General features: G+C 70.7%; 11 protein-coding genes. 4 read left to right on the top strand and 7 right to left on the bottom strand.

The annotated features are described in order from the left end of the window. Nucleotides 1-71 precede the first annotated feature (71 nt). Nucleotides 72-704: a TetR/AcrR family transcriptional regulator gene (locus IF29_RS0116315; RefSeq protein WP_198037468.1), complete on the top strand. Its 633-nt coding sequence runs from the start codon at nucleotides 72-74 to the stop codon at nucleotides 702-704. 84 nt (nucleotides 705-788) lie between these two features. Here IF29_RS0116315 and IF29_RS0116310 read toward each other — a convergent pair whose 3' ends face one another. The 4 genes from IF29_RS0116310 to IF29_RS0116295 all read right to left on the bottom strand — a co-directional run bounded on the left by IF29_RS0116310 (nucleotide 789) and on the right by IF29_RS0116295 (nucleotide 5,243). After that, entirely contained in the window at nucleotides 789-2,252 is a 1,464-nt protein-coding gene (locus tag IF29_RS0116310; RefSeq protein WP_051725394.1) for an MFS transporter, read from the bottom strand. A gap of 102 nt (nucleotides 2,253-2,354) precedes the next feature. After that, on the bottom strand, nucleotides 2,355-2,951 hold the full coding sequence (locus IF29_RS0116305) for a TetR/AcrR family transcriptional regulator (RefSeq protein ID WP_030254955.1): 597 nt from the start codon (nucleotides 2,949-2,951) through the stop codon (nucleotides 2,355-2,357). Nucleotides 2,952-3,008: 57 nt separating this feature from the next. Beyond that, a complete protein-coding gene (locus IF29_RS0116300) occupies nucleotides 3,009-4,250 on the bottom strand; it encodes an amidohydrolase (protein ID WP_030254953.1) in 1,242 nt (413 codons plus the stop codon). 243 nt (nucleotides 4,251-4,493) lie between these two features. After that, entirely contained in the window at nucleotides 4,494-5,243 is a 750-nt protein-coding gene (locus tag IF29_RS0116295; protein ID WP_030254952.1) for an SDR family NAD(P)-dependent oxidoreductase, read from the bottom strand. 153 nt (nucleotides 5,244-5,396) lie between these two features. Here IF29_RS0116295 and IF29_RS0116290 point away from each other — a divergent pair, with 153 nt between their 5' ends. Further along, nucleotides 5,397-6,065, top strand: coding sequence for a TetR/AcrR family transcriptional regulator (locus IF29_RS0116290; protein WP_051725393.1), 669 nt, complete (start codon nucleotides 5,397-5,399; stop codon nucleotides 6,063-6,065). Between the two features lie 138 nt (nucleotides 6,066-6,203). Here the strand turns inward: IF29_RS0116290 and IF29_RS0116285 are convergent, their stop codons facing one another. Together IF29_RS0116285 and IF29_RS0116280 are read right to left on the bottom strand one after the other, a co-directional pair. Then, complete coding sequence (locus IF29_RS0116285; protein WP_030254946.1) at nucleotides 6,204-7,463, bottom strand: S53 family peptidase; 1,260 nt, start codon at nucleotides 7,461-7,463, stop codon at nucleotides 6,204-6,206. Nucleotides 7,464-7,474: 11 nt separating this feature from the next. Beyond that, a complete protein-coding gene (locus tag IF29_RS0116280; RefSeq protein WP_157623779.1) occupies nucleotides 7,475-9,463 on the bottom strand; it encodes a hypothetical protein in 1,989 nt (662 codons plus the stop codon). A gap of 196 nt (nucleotides 9,464-9,659) precedes the next feature. Here IF29_RS0116280 and IF29_RS0116270 point away from each other — a divergent pair, with 196 nt between their 5' ends. Both IF29_RS0116270 and IF29_RS0116265 read left to right on the top strand, forming a co-directional pair. Further along, nucleotides 9,660-12,548 (top strand): tetratricopeptide repeat protein, encoded by a 2,889-nt coding sequence (locus IF29_RS0116270; protein ID WP_198037467.1) that lies wholly within the window; start codon nucleotides 9,660-9,662, stop codon nucleotides 12,546-12,548. Next, nucleotides 12,538-12,996, top strand: coding sequence for a hypothetical protein (locus tag IF29_RS0116265; RefSeq protein ID WP_063757516.1), 459 nt, complete (start codon nucleotides 12,538-12,540; stop codon nucleotides 12,994-12,996). Before IF29_RS0116270 ends, IF29_RS0116265 begins: the two co-directional genes overlap by 11 nt. A gap of 85 nt (nucleotides 12,997-13,081) precedes the next feature. Here IF29_RS0116265 and IF29_RS0116260 read toward each other — a convergent pair whose 3' ends face one another. After that, nucleotides 13,082-14,200, bottom strand: coding sequence for a DUF2332 domain-containing protein (locus tag IF29_RS0116260; protein WP_051725391.1), 1,119 nt, complete (start codon nucleotides 14,198-14,200; stop codon nucleotides 13,082-13,084). Nucleotides 14,201-14,224: the final 24 nt, after the last annotated feature.

Genomic DNA, 14,224 nt, shown 5'->3' with positions numbered 1-14,224 from the left:
GCACTGTCACCGGGGGCGGTCTGCAGCTCTTGCGTGACGGGGGTGAAACGGTGTTGCCGTATCCTGGGCGCGTGCCTGATGAGCTGCTCTACGCCGACGCGACGTCGATGACCGCTGGGCAACTCGCCCGCCGCCAACGGATCGTCGAAGCCGTCCTGGACCTGTTGGAGACGACGGACCTGGAGAAGGTCGGCATGCGCGAGGTGGCGGAGCGCTCGCATGTGGCGCTCGGCACCACCTACCGCTACTTCGCCTCCAAGGAGCACCTGCTGGCGGCGGCCTGGGCGGAGTGGCACCGTCGCCTGACCCGGCAGGTGCTGGCCGAAATGGAGTCCGAGGACCGCAGTCGCGCCGGTGCGGAGGACCGCGTGGTGGCCTACATCCAGCGGCAGCTGCGCAGCTTCCAGCGCACCCCCAACTTCGCCAAGGTGGTGGTCTTCGTGTCGACGTGCCCGGACACGGCCACCAGCGAGGCGATCGACGAGCTGGACGTGGAGAACGAGAAGGTCATGCGGGTGCTCATGGGGGACATCCCGGAGGAGTACGCCCGTCCCGCCCGTGTCGCCATCGGGTCGACCCTGCTGGGTGCGCTGACCTCGTGGACCACCGGCCGCACGACGCTGATCCAGGCACGGCGGGGGGTGGAGGAGGTCGTCCGATTCGTCATGCGCGCGATTCCCGCAGCGGATCCCGACGCCTCCTGACCCCCCCAACACCTGTGCGGCCGTCGCCGCGGAGGTCCCTGGTGCGTGGACGCCCGCGGCGACGGTCGGCGCGCAGCGCGGTGGTTACTCGGAGGAGAGGGCTTCGACCGGTCGCAGGCTGGTCTGCCCGGTGGTGACGGGGGCGCGGCCGATGACGAGGGAGAGGCCCAGGCCCAGAAGGCAGATGACTGCGCAGCTGGTCCACACGATGACGTAGCCGTGCAGGTCGGACAGCTCGACGCCGGGGACGGGGAGCTTGAGGAGGTTGTGGTCGAGGACCGCGGCGAAGGCGGCTCCGGAGACCGAACCGGCCAGTGCCTTGAGGGTGTTGTAGATGCCGGTGCCGATGCCCGTCTGATCGGCGGGCAGGTGGCCCATGATCTGGACCGGCAGCGCGCCGATGACCAGGCCGAGTCCGACACCGGCGAGGACGCCGGAGACCACGAACTGCCAGGGGGCGCTGTGGGCAAGGGCGATGAGGGCGTAGGAGGCGGTGAAGCCGGCGAAGCCGAGAGCGAGCGGGGTGCGGGCGCCCAGGACGCGCAGGAGGCGGGACGCGGCGCCGGCCGAGAGGAAGGCGGCGACGGTGGTGGGCAGCGCCATCAGGGAGAGGCGGAGCGTGTCGAAGCCGAACCCGAACCCGAACTGCTTCGGCGTGGCCATGAACGTGCTGCCGGCGGTCTGCGAGCCGAACATGGCGATGCCGATGACGAAGCTGAGTAGGTAGAGGGGTGCGAGGCGGCGTCCGGTGATGAGGCGGACGTCGATCAGCGGTTCGGCGGCGCGCAGTTCGGTCACTGTGAAGGCGGCGAGCGCGAGCACGGCCGCCGCGGCGAGTACGAGGACCGTTGCGCTGGTCCAGCCCCAGGCGCTGCCGCGACCCAGGGCGAGCAGACCGGTACCGAGCCCGGTACTGAGCAGGACGGTGCCGCTCCAGTCGATGCGGCTGCGGTTGCGGGTGACGGACTCGGGGATCAGCAGGAGCACCACGGGCAGGCACAGCAGGATCGCGACCGCGGGGAACCACATCATGGCGCGCGCGGTGGCCACGTGCTGCGAGAGCAGTCCGGTACCGACCGCGCCGAGGGTACTGCCGAGGAAGACGGCCCCGACCAGCAGACCGATGCCGGTCCCGGCCTGCCTGCCCTGGACGCGGTCGCGGACGATGGCGAAGTCGAGGGGCAGCCAGGCGGTGTAGAGGCCCTGCAGGGCACGGCCGACCAGGAGCAGGCCGAACGAGGTGGTGGTTGCGGCGAGGACGGAGCCGACGGCCACGGCAGCCATCGTGATCAGGATCATGCGTCGGTGGCCGTGGATGTCACCGAGCTTGGAGGCCAGCGGGACGGAGATGCCGGAGACCAGCAGCGGCAGGGTGTTGACCCAGCTGAGGGAGCCGGAGCTGATGTGCATCTGGGCGCCGATGAGCGGGACCAGGGTCGGGACGGAGCCCTGGAGGATGCCGCTGCACAGCTCGACGAAGACCAGGAAGCTGACAACGGCGAGTGCGGAACGGGCAGCCGTGGACGACGGGGGCGTTCTTTCGGGCATGGGTGCTCCACAGGAGGAGGCCGAAAGGCCGGAGGGGAAGGAGAGGAGGGCGCGGCGCGACCGCCGGTGCGGGCCCCGGTGCGGGTGCCGTGCCGTGCCTGGTCAGGTCAGGCGGGGGACGCTGCCGGAGAGGGCCATGTCGACGAGCTGCTCGACGAGGTGGTCGGTGATCGTGACGCCGCGCACGTTGTGGCGGTAGACGGCGAAACCGCTCCACAGATCCAGCAGGGCGTCGGTGTCGGTGTCCTGGGGGAGGTCGCCGCGCGCGACGACGCGGTCGAGGGCATCCCTGGAGAGCAGGCGCCGAGGGCGGATCACGTGCTCCATGTAGCTGCGGCCGAGGGCGCGCTGGTCGGCGATGGACAGCTGGGCGGTGAATCCCAGGGGGAGCTCGTCCGCGGTGGCGTAGCGGCGTGCGTTGCGGGCGATGGCGAGCAGTTCGGCGCGCGAGTCCCCGGTCTCGTCCACGGGTAGCACCTCCGCCTGTGCGGCCAGGGCTTCGGCGGCGACTGCCGCCTTGTTGGGCCACCAGCGGTACAGCGACTTCTTCGACACCCCGGATCGGCGGGCCAGGAGGTCCATCGTCAGCCCCGCGTACCCGCCTTCCTTCAGTACGGTGGTGGCCAGTTCCAGGGTGCGTCGGCGTGCTTCGAGGTCCGGTGGGCGTCCCCGACGTGCGGGCGGCCGCTCGTCGGTCATCGCTGCTGCCTCTCGTACCCGGTCCGCCCCCCTGGTGGTGGCCGGACCAGCATACGGTCAGGCTCTGTCGAGCCATGCCAGGGCCGCCGTCGTCATCAGGGCCACCCCGGAGGCGAGGGTGGGTTCCGGGTCCGGGGCGAAGCGGGGATGGTGGTTGGCGACGAGGTGACCTGCGGCGCGGTCGTCGGCGAAGGTCGCGGGGTCGGAGCCGCCCCAGAACCAGTACACGGTCGGCGCGCCGACGCAGTCGCCGATCACACCGGCGTCCTCGCTGGCGGGAACGGGCGCGAGCTCGGTCAGACGGTCCCGTCCGACGAGCGCGGCCAGGGCGTCGAGGGTGCGCGTGGTGGCATCGGGGTCGCTGACCAGCACCGAGGTGCCGTGGGTCCAGGTCAGGTCGGGGTCCTTGAGCGCGCCGGAGGCGGCGGCCTCGGCCCGGACCACCCGCTCGATCGAGGCTTTGAGGCGCGCGCGGATCTCGGGGGAGTACGAGCGGGTGTTGATGCCCAGCTCAGCGGTGTCGGGGATGACGTTGTCCTTGGTGCCGGCCTGGAGCCGGCCTACGGTGACCACCGCCTGGTCCTGCATGGACAGCTCGCGGGAGACGATGCCCTGCAGGCGGACCACCGTGCAGGCGGCCATCAGCACCGGGTCCAGCGCGTTCTCCGGGGAGGAGCCGTGCCCGCCGCGGCCGTACAGGACCACGTCCAGGGTGTCGCTGGCCGCCATCAGCGGTCCGGGCCGGTATCCGACCGTGCCCACCGGCATCGGGCTCACATGCTGGGCCAGCACGACCGCGGGGACGGGCACGTGGTCGAACAGGCCCTCGCGCACCATCGCGGCGGCACCGCTGACGTTCTCCTCGGCAGGCTGGAAGACCGCGACCACCGTGCCGGACCACGACTGCCGTGCGGCGGTGAGCAGTTCGACCGCGCCGAGCAGGCAGGCGGTGTGCATGTCGTGGCCGCAGGCGTGCATGACCGGGACCTCCCGGCCGTACGGGTCCGTGGCGGTGGCCGTCGAGGCGTAGGGCAGGCCGGTCTCCTCGCGCACAGGAAGGGCGTCCATGTCGGCGCGGAGCATCACCACCGGGCCGGGGCCGTTGCGCAGGACGGCGGCGATGCCGGTGCCGGCGATCCCGGTGCGCACGTCCCATCCCAGCGGTGCCAGGGCTTCGGCCACCTTCGCCGCGGTGCGGTGCTCCTGGAAGGACAGCTCGGGGTTGCGGTGCAGGTCGCGGTACAACTCCCCGATCCTGGCGGCGCGTTCGGCATCCCACTGTGTCAGGGCGTCGTTCATGCGGTGACTCTCCTTGTCTCGCGGGCCGCCGATCCACCCGCAGGCAGGCCTGAGCAGCGGTGCGAGGGCACCGCCAGGAACACGGGGAGGGCAGCCCGGCGAAGAACGGGCTGCGGCGACGCCGTCATCCTGGCGACTCGACACGCCAAGAGTCAATAGGGAAACTAATGGTCTCCTTTTGTTTTACGCGAGTGAAACGGCAGCGGCAGCGTGCTGAGCGCTCAGCTCGCCGTGCACCGGGGATCAGACCTGGTTGAGGCCGCCATCGACGTCGAGGTTGGATCCGGTGATGAAGCTGCTTCGGTCGGTGGCGAGGAAGAGGACTGCGTCGGCGATCTCCTCGGGGCGCCCCATCCGGCCGAGGGGGACCTGGCCGGCCAGGAAGGTCTTCAGGTCGGTGGCCTGCTCCTCGTCGGGGGCGAGGCCGGTGACTCCGGGGGTGTCGATCGGGCCGGGGGTGATGGAGTTGACCCGGATGCCGCGGACCTTGAGCTCGTTGGCCCAGGTGCGGGCGAAGGAGCGGACGGCGGCCTTGGAGGCGGCGTAGACCCCGAACGCCTCGGCGCCGGTGGTGGCGGTCGTGGAACTGGTCAGGATGACCGAGGCGCCGTCGTTGAGCAGTGGTAGCGCCTTCTGGACGGTGAAGAGCAGGCCGCGGACGTTGATGTCGAAGGTCTGGTCGAAGTGCTCCTCGGTGACCTGTTCGAGAGTGGTGAAGGAGCCGCCCCCGGCGTTGGCGAACAGTACGTCAATACGGCGGCCCTGGCCGCGCACGGTGTCGTAGAGGCGGTCCAGGTCCGCCAGGACCGCAACGTCCCCCTGCACCCCGGTCGCGCGGGCGCCGACGGCCTCGACCGCCGCATCCAGTTCCGGCTTGCGCCGTCCGGTGATGAACACCTGGGCGCCCTCGGCTGCCAGCCTCTTCGCAGCGGCCAGGCCGATGCCGGTGGTGCCCCCGGTGATGACTGCGGTCTTGCCTTCGAGCTGTCCCATGGTGGTTCGTCTCCTCAAGGTCTTGGCGCGGGCGTGCGTCCGGTCGAGTCTCTGATCTGCGAAAACTTATGTATCGAGCGGTACTGAATAGACCGTAGCATGCCCCGGGCCGACTTGAGTACCGGGCGGTACTGATATGGGTATGCTGGAGTCATGGACACCGGACAGCAGCAGGCAGTGATGGGCAGGCCGCGGGGCTTCGACGCCGAGCAGGCCCTGGAACGCGCGCTGCTGGTGTTCTGGGAGCACGGCTACGAGGGAGCCACCCTCACCGACCTGACCAAGGCCATGGGCATCACCCGCACCAGCATGTACGCGGCCTACGGCAACAAGGAGGAGCTCTTCCGCAAGGCCCTGGCTCGCTACACCCGGGGCCCTGCCGGGTACGTGGCCAAGGCACTGGAGCAGCCCACCGCAGAAGCGGTGGCCCGAGCTCTCCTGGACGGCGCCGTCCGGACCACCACCCGGCCCGACTGCCCGGCCGGGTGCCTGGGCGTCCAGGGCGCGCTGGCCGCCGGTGAAACAGCGCACAGTGCCCGCGACGCGTTGATCGCCTGGCGCCGGGACGGCGGGGAGGCCATCCGCTCACGCTTCGAGCAAGCCCTCGATGAGGGCGACCTGCCACCGGGCAGCGATCCAGCGCACCTGGCCCGCTACGTGACCACCCTCGCCTACGGCATCGCCGTCCAGGCAGCCGGCGGCGTCTGCCGCGACGACCTCCAGCAGGTCGCCGACAGCGCGCTGCTGAACTGGCCCCCCCACCCCGTGACGCCCACCGGCACCGGAACACCGCCACGCCGTGGCGGGCGAGGCCCGTCGTGAGCAGACCCGCCCCTTCCAGCCGGTGAACGGTGAGATGCGACTGAGCGTTCTCCCGCTGCCGTGGTGCTTCGTTCCCAGCACCTCGGGCTCCGTGGACGTCGTCCACGGAGCCCGAGGCGTCGGTGCGCTGTCGACCTGTCAGAAGGCAGACAGACCGTTCGGCGATCCCATGCCGGTCGGGCCGTCGTACCCGGCGACGCCGGTGCAGAGGTAGTCGCCCTCGCAGGATCCGTTCCTCCCGCCCACCACGTCGTTCAGGCCGGCGGCGGCGGACGGTGCGTAGAACGCCGAGGCGTTCGGGAACTTCGCGGGGTTGCCGGCCAGGCCGACCACCCCGGCGACGAAGGGGGAGGCGACGCTGGTGCCGCCGGTGACGACCCAGCCGGGGGCGCCGTCGTAGGGGTCGGAATCGTAGACGGCGGGGCCGGAGCTCGGATCGGCGTCCGCCGAGACGTCGGCGATCACGCGTCCCGGGCAGTCCGGGTCGGTCTGCCACGTCGGCTTGTCGATCCAGGCCGAGCAGCCGCTGCCGGCGCCGGACCACGCCGTCTCGCTCCAGCCGCGCGCGCTGGAGTCCCTGGTCAGCGACGTTCCTCCGACGGCGATCACCGAGCTGTACGCGGCCGGGATGATGGGGATGCCGTAGCCGCTGTCGCCGGAGGAGGCGAAGATCGCCACTCCGGGGTGGGCGTAGTCTCCGGCGAACGCCTGGATGCCGTTGCCCTCGGTTGCGCCGTAGCTGTTGGACACCTCGGTCGCCCCGAGCCGGACCGCGGTATCCACGGAGGCGGCCAGGTTCCGTGAGTAGGCGTCGTCGGACTCCACCAGCAGGATGTGGCACTGCGGGCAGGCCGCGGACACCATGTCGACGTCCAGCGCGATCTCGATGCCCCAGCCCTGATCCGCCGGCAGCGGCGAGGCGGTTCCGGACTGGTTCAGCTTCCTGAAGCAGCCGTTGGCGGTGGTGCAGGCGGGCAGGCCGTAGCTGGAGCGGTAGACGGCGAGGTCCGCCTCGGCGCTCGCGTCGTCACCGGCGTCGACGATCGCCACGGTCTGGTTCGCGCCCCCGGTGCCCGGCAGCTTGTAGGCCGCCTGCAGGTCGGCCGGGCCGAGGCCGGCCGGCAGCGCCGACGCGTGGCCGGTGACGGCGGCAGCCGCCCTCCCGCGCACGCCCAGGCCCCCGTGCACATCGGTGCGGACCTCGGCCAGACAGCGCTCGAACCCGGCCTTCGCCGCGCCGCACACGTCACGGACAGCGGACGAGGCGGTGTGCGCGGATTCCACGGGTCCCGCGTAGGCCGTCGAGGACGGGGCTGCCATCGACGCGGTCGCTGTCAGGGCCGCCAGGCCCACCGCGGCAGCCCCGAGGCGGAACCGGGATCTGGTTGTCAGTCTCATGATCGCTCCCGTCAGCCGATGGTGTAGGCGTTGGTGATGGTCTGGCTGATGGAGCCGCCGATCGAGTCGGTCGCGGTGATCCGCAGCGACGGCATGCTTCCCTTGGCCCCGGTGTTGGGCCAGACGGCCAGGTAGTGGTTGCGGACGGTGGGAACGGTGGCAGCCGACTTCCAGGTGGAGCCGCCGTCGAAGGACACCTCGACCTTCGCCGAGGTGGCCGGGGCCTGCGAACCCTGCCCGTCGTAGCTCTCGTGACCCACCGTCAGGTCCAGCACCGACACGGCGTGGCCGGTGTTGCTGCCATCCGTGTTCAGCTGGTAGTTCAGGTCCAACATCGGGAGGATCCGGCACGAGGCCGGATCGCCGCCCCCCTCGTAGCAGGAGTCAGCCGGCGGCAGCGTCAAATGTGGGTCGCCGGCCGGGTTGTAGACGAAGGTCAGGTCTGTGTGGGTCTTCGTGGCCTGTGACACCGAGCTGATCCCGCTCGCGTCCACGTCGAACACCGCCCGGTAGGTGTCGGTCTGCTGCGGGATGTTGTTCAACCACGCACCCACACCGGGTTCCTGGTCGATCTGCCGGCCGTCCCGATAGACCACGAAGTTCTCGACGGTCGGGTTGGGGTAACCGAAGGGGACTTCGTAGTAGCCCGGAGTCTCAGGTTCACTGTCAGTGAAGTCGCCGTTGAAGGCGATGCCCATCGTGGTGCCCGCCACGCAGGAGTAGCAGAGACTGGGACCGCTGAACCGGCCCACCTGCGGGCCCAGCGGTCCGTGCCCCCAGGTGCGCCACACCTGCTGCCCTGCGGCGAAGCTCGGCACGTCGCCGGCCTGCAAGCCGGCGAACCCCTCGTCCGGCGCCCTGCCCAGCTCCGCGAAGTAGCTCTGGAGCCAGGAGAAACCGCTGGGCAGAGGTGCGGTGACGTAGTCGGTGAGCCTCTCGGGCACGGTCACCGGATAGTAGCCGAACATGCCTCCGAGCTGATCGCTGCGCATGCCTATCTCGTACAGGGCGGTGTGGGCGGTGTTGGAGGAGTCGGTGTCGAACGTGTAGTGGAGCGAGGCCAATCCGCTCGCCGCCACCGGGAACCTCTCGTTGGCGGGGACATCGGCGGCCTGCGGGAAGACAAGGTCATAGCGGTAGCGTGAGCCGGCACCCGCCGGACTCTCCCCGTCCCAGACCACCTGGGAGCCGAGCTTCCCGATCGCCGGCGCGCCCTGCGGGGAGACGAAGACGTTCCCCGAGGCGACAGCCTGGATCGGGACCGCGTTGCCGACGGCGTCGGTGCGGATCACATTCAGCGTCACATTGTCCGACTTCGCCGGACGCGGTGTGGCCGCCGAGACCTGCGCGGTAGCGGCGCGCTCGTCGGCGGTGACCGTCGTGACGCCACTGGAGTCCGGTACCACCAGGTCGTCCTGTAGCACCAGACGCACCCCGGTGGGATTCCCGCTCGCGTCGTACTCGGCGAAACCGGTGTAGATCGCGTAGTTCCCCACCGGCACGGCCACTCGGGCCACCCCGCCGATGTCCGGGACCACCGCCGCGAACTTCGCCCTCGAGTCGACGTTCATCACGAAGCTCAGGGCGTTCTGCGCCGGTGCCGAGGTCAAGTCGTTGGCATTGATCTGGACGATGTGCAGCGGGTACCCCGCCGGCGTCTGGGACGCCTGCGTCGCGGGCGATGCCGCGGAACGGGACAACTGCGGCACGTCGTACTGCTCCGGATCGAGCGACGCGACGTGGGACAGCGCGGAGGCCGGGATGACGTAGTCATGCCCGCTGCCAGGATCGAACTTCAGGAACGGCGCGGTGCGGCCATCGTGCCCGACCACGTCGTACGACCGGCTTCCGCTAGCTCCCTGATAGATGACACGGTCACCGCCCGGCAGGGTGATGCTCGACGTCGCAACCGCGTCCGGGCGCGGCACTCCGGGCGGCGGCGGGACGCTCGCCGTCGGCGTAGCGTAGGCCGGCGCGCCACCGGCCACGGGAGCCGTCATGACTCCGGCCGCGCAGACCAGCGCAAGGCAGGCCCTACCGCGGCCACTCCTTCGCAGTCGTCGGATCGACATTGATGGCAGTGCTCTCACCGGCAATACCTCCTGAAGCGTGTGAACTGCACAGGGAATGCGTCAGCGTTCCGCCGGCTTGCCGCATGCGGCAGCACACGCCGACATATGGGAACCCAACTGCCCGGTGGTGTTCCTGGTGCCGTCCGATTCCTGTTCGTCAGCGGAACACCTGTGGTTCGCCCGCTGTCAGCCTATGGACGCGCCCTTGTCGCCGACCATGATGAGCCGGATGATGCTTTCCGGCGGAATACCAGGCAGTTTCCGCAGCGGGGTTGATCTCCTTGGGCGCGCTGCGGGCGGAGGGACGAGGATGACACCGGGGTCGCTGGGCGGTGACCTCCGTGCCCTGCGCAGGGGCAAGGGCCTGTCCATCGAGGAGTTGGCGACGCGCGCGGGCGTGAGTGTGCGCGCGATCAGCGAGATCGAGCGCGGCCGGACCCGGCGACCGCATCCGAGCACGATGCGTCGCATCTCCAGCGTGCTCGGTGTCGAGCAGATGACACAGAATCAGTTCCCCGCAGGCGTTGGTGCGGCGTCCGGCGCCGGTAGTGGTAGTGACAACTCGACGGGTGTGTATGCCGGAGGCGCCCGCTTTCAGTTGCCGGCCGCGACACGCTTGTTCGCCGGCCGTTCGCGTGAGACGGCGCAGTTGACGGCGGCGGCCACCGCGTCGGATTCCGCGGGCTGGCTGGTGATCGCCGCGGTGGACGGGATGGCCGGGATCGGCAAGAGCGCGTTGGCGATCCACGCCGCGCACCAGCTGAAGGACCGCTACGGCGACGGCCAGCTGTTCGTGGATCTGCACGCCCACTCGGCCGGGTGGGAGCCGATGTCCCCGGCCGATGCCCTGGAGGCGCTGCTGCGGTCCCTGGGCGTGCCGGCGCAGGCGATCCCGCCCGGGGTGGAGGCGCGCGCCGCCTTGTACCGGTCCCGAATGGCCGGCACCCGCACGTTGATCCTGCTCGACAACGCCGTTGACGCCGCCCAGGTTCGACCGCTGCTTCCGGGAGAGGCCGGTTGCCTGGTCCTGATCACCTCCCGGACCCGCCTGACCGGGTTGGACGACGCGCACACGCTGACCCTGGACGTGCTCGACATCGACCAGGCCGCGACGCTGTTGCGTCAGGTCGCCGGGCCGCAGCGGATCAGCGCCGACCAGACCGACGCTGTCGCCGAGTTGGTGGAGCTGTGCGGACGGCTCCCGTTGGCGTTGCGGATCGTCGGAGCGCGACTGCGCCACCGCCCGGCCCTGCGCGTCCCGGACCTGGTCGCACAGCTACGGGACGCGACCGACCGGCTCGCCCACCTGCGCGACACCGATCGCGACCTGACCGCGGTCTTCGCCACTTCCTACGACCGGCTGCCCGAGGCGGAGCAGTACCTGTTCCGCATGCTCGGCCACCTTCCCGGCGACGACATCGATGCGTACGCTGCCGCGAATCTGGCCGACCTGGGCGACGTGCGTACCGCAGAGCACCTGCTGGAGTCATTGCTCGACCACAACCTGCTGCTGCAGCACCAGGCCGGCCGCTACCGGCTGCACGACCTTGTGCGCGCCTACGCCCGCACGCTGTCTGGACAGCAGGCACGACAGCACCCACCCGGCGGACAGGACCCCGACGCGACCCGACTGCTGGACTACTACCAGCACACCGCCTGGTGCGCGCAGGCACTCGTGACCTCGACTCCACGGCTCCCGGTCGAGGGACCCGCGCCAAAGGTCGCTCCCACGCTGAGCGACCGAAGCTCCGCCTGGACCTGGCTGCGCACCGAACGCTCCAACCTGCTGGCCGCGTTCGGCCGCGTCGCCGCCCACGACGGGCTGCGGGCCGTGCGGCTCGCGGGCGCGATGGCCACCCTGCTGGCTGCCGACGGCCCCTGGGACGAAGCGATCACCGTGCACTCCACAGCCACCGACCTGGCCGAACGACTGGGACTGCCCGCTGTCCTGGGTACCGCGCTGACCGACCTGGCCTATCTGCGGGCGCTGACGGGGGACTTCACCGGCGCGGCCTCCGACTTGGAAGCCGCGCTGCACCACTGCGAACGGGCCGGCGGGCACCTCGGGCACGCCAACGCGTTGACCCTGCTGGCACAAGTCAGCGCGTTCACCGGCCGGCGCGCCATGGCGGAACAGCACCTTCACCACGCGATCGAGCGGTACGGGCAACTGGACGAGCACCTCGGACTGGCCAACGCCCACGTCCAACGAGGAACCGTCTACCGGCTCAACGGCGACTACCCAGCAGCCGAACGCGACCTCCACACCGCCCTCGCCGCCTACCAGGCCCTCGGCGACCAGGAGGGGCAAGCCACCGCCCTGTCCAACCTCGGAGTGGTCCACGAAACCACCGGCGACTACGCCACCGCCACCCGCCATCAACAACAGGCCCTGCACCTGCACCGCGGAGCCGGCAACCGGATCGGCCAAGCCAGAGCATTCCTGGGGCTGGGACAGGCCTGCGCCCACGCCGGCGACCACCCCGCCGCCATCGACGCCGCACGCCGAGCGCTCGAACTCTTCCGCGACCTCGCCGACCCCAACGGCCAGGCCAACGCATGGGGCAACCTCGGATACTTCAAGCGTCTCGCCGGCCGCCCCGAAGACGGGCTCCCGGATCTCCAGAAGGCCCTCGACATCTTCCGCCGTATCGGCGCCCGGGGAAACGAAGCCTGGGCTCTGGACCTCTACGCCGGGACCGTCGCCGCAACGGGCGACCAGCTCCGTGCCCTGGAGCTCTACCGCGATGTGCTGAACCTGGCCCGCCAGACCCGTATGGCCGCCGTCGAAGCCGGCGCCCACGCCGGCATCGGGCAGTGCTACCAGCAGCTCGGAAGAATCGAGGAAAGCGACACGCACCTCAGACAAGGCCTCGACATCTTCCAGCAACTCGGTCTGAAGACCCAGATCGCACATATGCAAGCGCACCTGCAGCGAAAGGCCGCCGACCGAACCCGAGCCACACGGAATCGCGCGGAACGCGGGTCGTTAGGATCGGGGGATGGCTCGTAGTGACAAGAGGGCACGGCGTCTCGTGGTCGAGGGGGAGGACTTCCTCTGGAGCTTGAGCCACCATCACCGCACCCTGGGCGACGGCCGGTACGAGGACTGCTGCGAGACACTCGTCATCCGCCGGCCCAAGGTGACGGGGCGTCTCCGCATTGCCTTCCGGGCGGGCCCCGATCGGCTTGTCCCGGACGGGTACCTGATGCCGTCCGGAGCGGTCGGCACGGACCTCGGCAGGACCTTGAACCTCCACGAGCCGGGCACTGTCAGGGCGCTGCTCGACGCAGCCCTGAAACGCGGTTGGCGACCCGACGCTCCCGCCACCGAGGAGATCGACGGCTGGAGCATCTTCGACGCAGCGCACCGGTACCGGGCGGACTGCAACCGACCCATCGCAAGGGAGACGCCGACGCATGCAAACGCCTCCATCCCCGCCTGGGGTGGAGCGGACTGACGGATCGTCCATCCGCCCCCGAGACACTCCGGCTGATCCGCAGCGCGGGCCGCCGTCGCGTCGCCGCAGCGGCCCAGCCGAGTCTCTACCGGGCAAAGCGCCCTTCTTCGTCGCCTTCGAGTCGACTGGAGTCGTCGGGATCGGCCTGGAGTGTCTCGACCCAGCGCAGGTGGCCCTCGACCACGGCGAGGGTGTGGTCGTCGCCGTCGGGGTCGCGCAGGCGCAGTGCCGAGCCGACGCGGTCGCGGCGCGAAGCCGCGGGCCGAGGATCCGGGTCGGGGCCGTCCTCGACGCAGAGCCACCACAGCGGGCCGGCTGTGCCAACGGCGGTGATCGCCGCGTCGAACGCGGCGCGCCGATCCAGCGGCACGTGCAGACGGGTCGCGGAGTGGAAGACCACGCGCGGCTCGCCCGGTGGTAGTTCCGCTGCCAGCGCGGGCAGCACGTCGACGGCGTCACCGCGCAGCACCCGCGGCGGGTCCGCGGCGACCAGGTCGAGCGCCGCGGCGAGCAGCCTGCGCTGGTCCAGGTTCTCCGGCCAGACCAGGGCCTCGAGCCAGCGGCGGTCCGCCTGGGCCCGCACGTCGACCGGGTTCAGGTCGACGCCGTGGACACTGGCCGTCGCGGGCAGCGCGTCCAGGTCGGGGAGGGTGTCCGGGCCGTGCAGTGCGGCGACCAGCTGCACCGGGGAGGCCGGGTCGCCGTAGCGGCGCCCGCCGAGGGTGTAGCCGTAGCGGTCGAAGCGCAGGTTCAGGCCGGCGCTGGTGCCGACCTCGATCAGGTGGACCGGCGCGTCGGTGTGCCGGGCGATCTCGGCCAGCCCGATGCGCAGGCCCAGGGCCCGCTGCACATGGTTGGTCTGGACGAGCCGGGTGCTGATCAGCCCGGTCAGCTCGGTCTCGTGACGCAGACAGAAGTCCAGCAGGGCGGGCCCGGCTGCCTCGTCCGGGGCGAGTGCGTCTGGGCCCGCCACCGAGGGGTAGTAGCAGGCGAGTTGATGCTCCGCGCCCGCCAGCAGCAGCTGGTGCACCGCGCCGAAGAACAGGAAGGTCGGGTACTGCCCGGCCCGGCCCCGCGCGGCCAGGGCGAGCAGCCGTTCCTCGGCGGCGACCGTGCGGCTGAGCGCGCGGTACAGCGGGGAGGAGGTGAACTCGTCCGGCTCGGTGAACGCCTCGCGGATGACGTTGATGGTCCTCTCGGTCATAGCCGGAACCTGGCCTCCATCCGG

This window comes from Streptacidiphilus jeojiense (genome assembly GCF_000719095.1).
Taxonomy (GTDB): domain Bacteria; phylum Actinomycetota; class Actinomycetes; order Streptomycetales; family Streptomycetaceae; genus Streptacidiphilus; species Streptacidiphilus jeojiensis.
The sequence above is the reverse complement of the archived record's forward strand: the minus strand, read 5'-3'. Positions and strand labels throughout refer to the sequence as shown.

What these genes read in the sequence shown, in the direction of transcription:
- IF29_RS0116300 (WP_030254953.1), bottom strand. Translation starts at nt 4,250, where the DNA reads ATGAACGACGCCCTGACACAGTGGGATGCCGAACGCGCCGCCAGGATC.
- IF29_RS0116280 (WP_157623779.1), bottom strand. Translation starts at nt 9,463, where the DNA reads ATGACGGCTCCCGTGGCCGGTGGCGCGCCGGCCTACGCTACGCCGACG.
- IF29_RS0116260 (WP_051725391.1), bottom strand. Translation starts at nt 14,200, where the DNA reads ATGACCGAGAGGACCATCAACGTCATCCGCGAGGCGTTCACCGAGCCG.
- IF29_RS0116295 (WP_030254952.1), bottom strand. Translation starts at nt 5,243, where the DNA reads ATGGGACAGCTCGAAGGCAAGACCGCAGTCATCACCGGGGGCACCACC.
- IF29_RS0116285 (WP_030254946.1), bottom strand. Translation starts at nt 7,463, where the DNA reads ATGAGACTGACAACCAGATCCCGGTTCCGCCTCGGGGCTGCCGCGGTG.
- IF29_RS0116265 (WP_063757516.1), top strand. Translation starts at nt 12,538, where the DNA reads ATGGCTCGTAGTGACAAGAGGGCACGGCGTCTCGTGGTCGAGGGGGAG.
- IF29_RS0116310 (WP_051725394.1), bottom strand. Translation starts at nt 2,252, where the DNA reads ATGCCCGAAAGAACGCCCCCGTCGTCCACGGCTGCCCGTTCCGCACTC.
- IF29_RS0116305 (WP_030254955.1), bottom strand. Translation starts at nt 2,951, where the DNA reads ATGACCGACGAGCGGCCGCCCGCACGTCGGGGACGCCCACCGGACCTC.
- IF29_RS0116290 (WP_051725393.1), top strand. Translation starts at nt 5,397, where the DNA reads ATGGACACCGGACAGCAGCAGGCAGTGATGGGCAGGCCGCGGGGCTTC.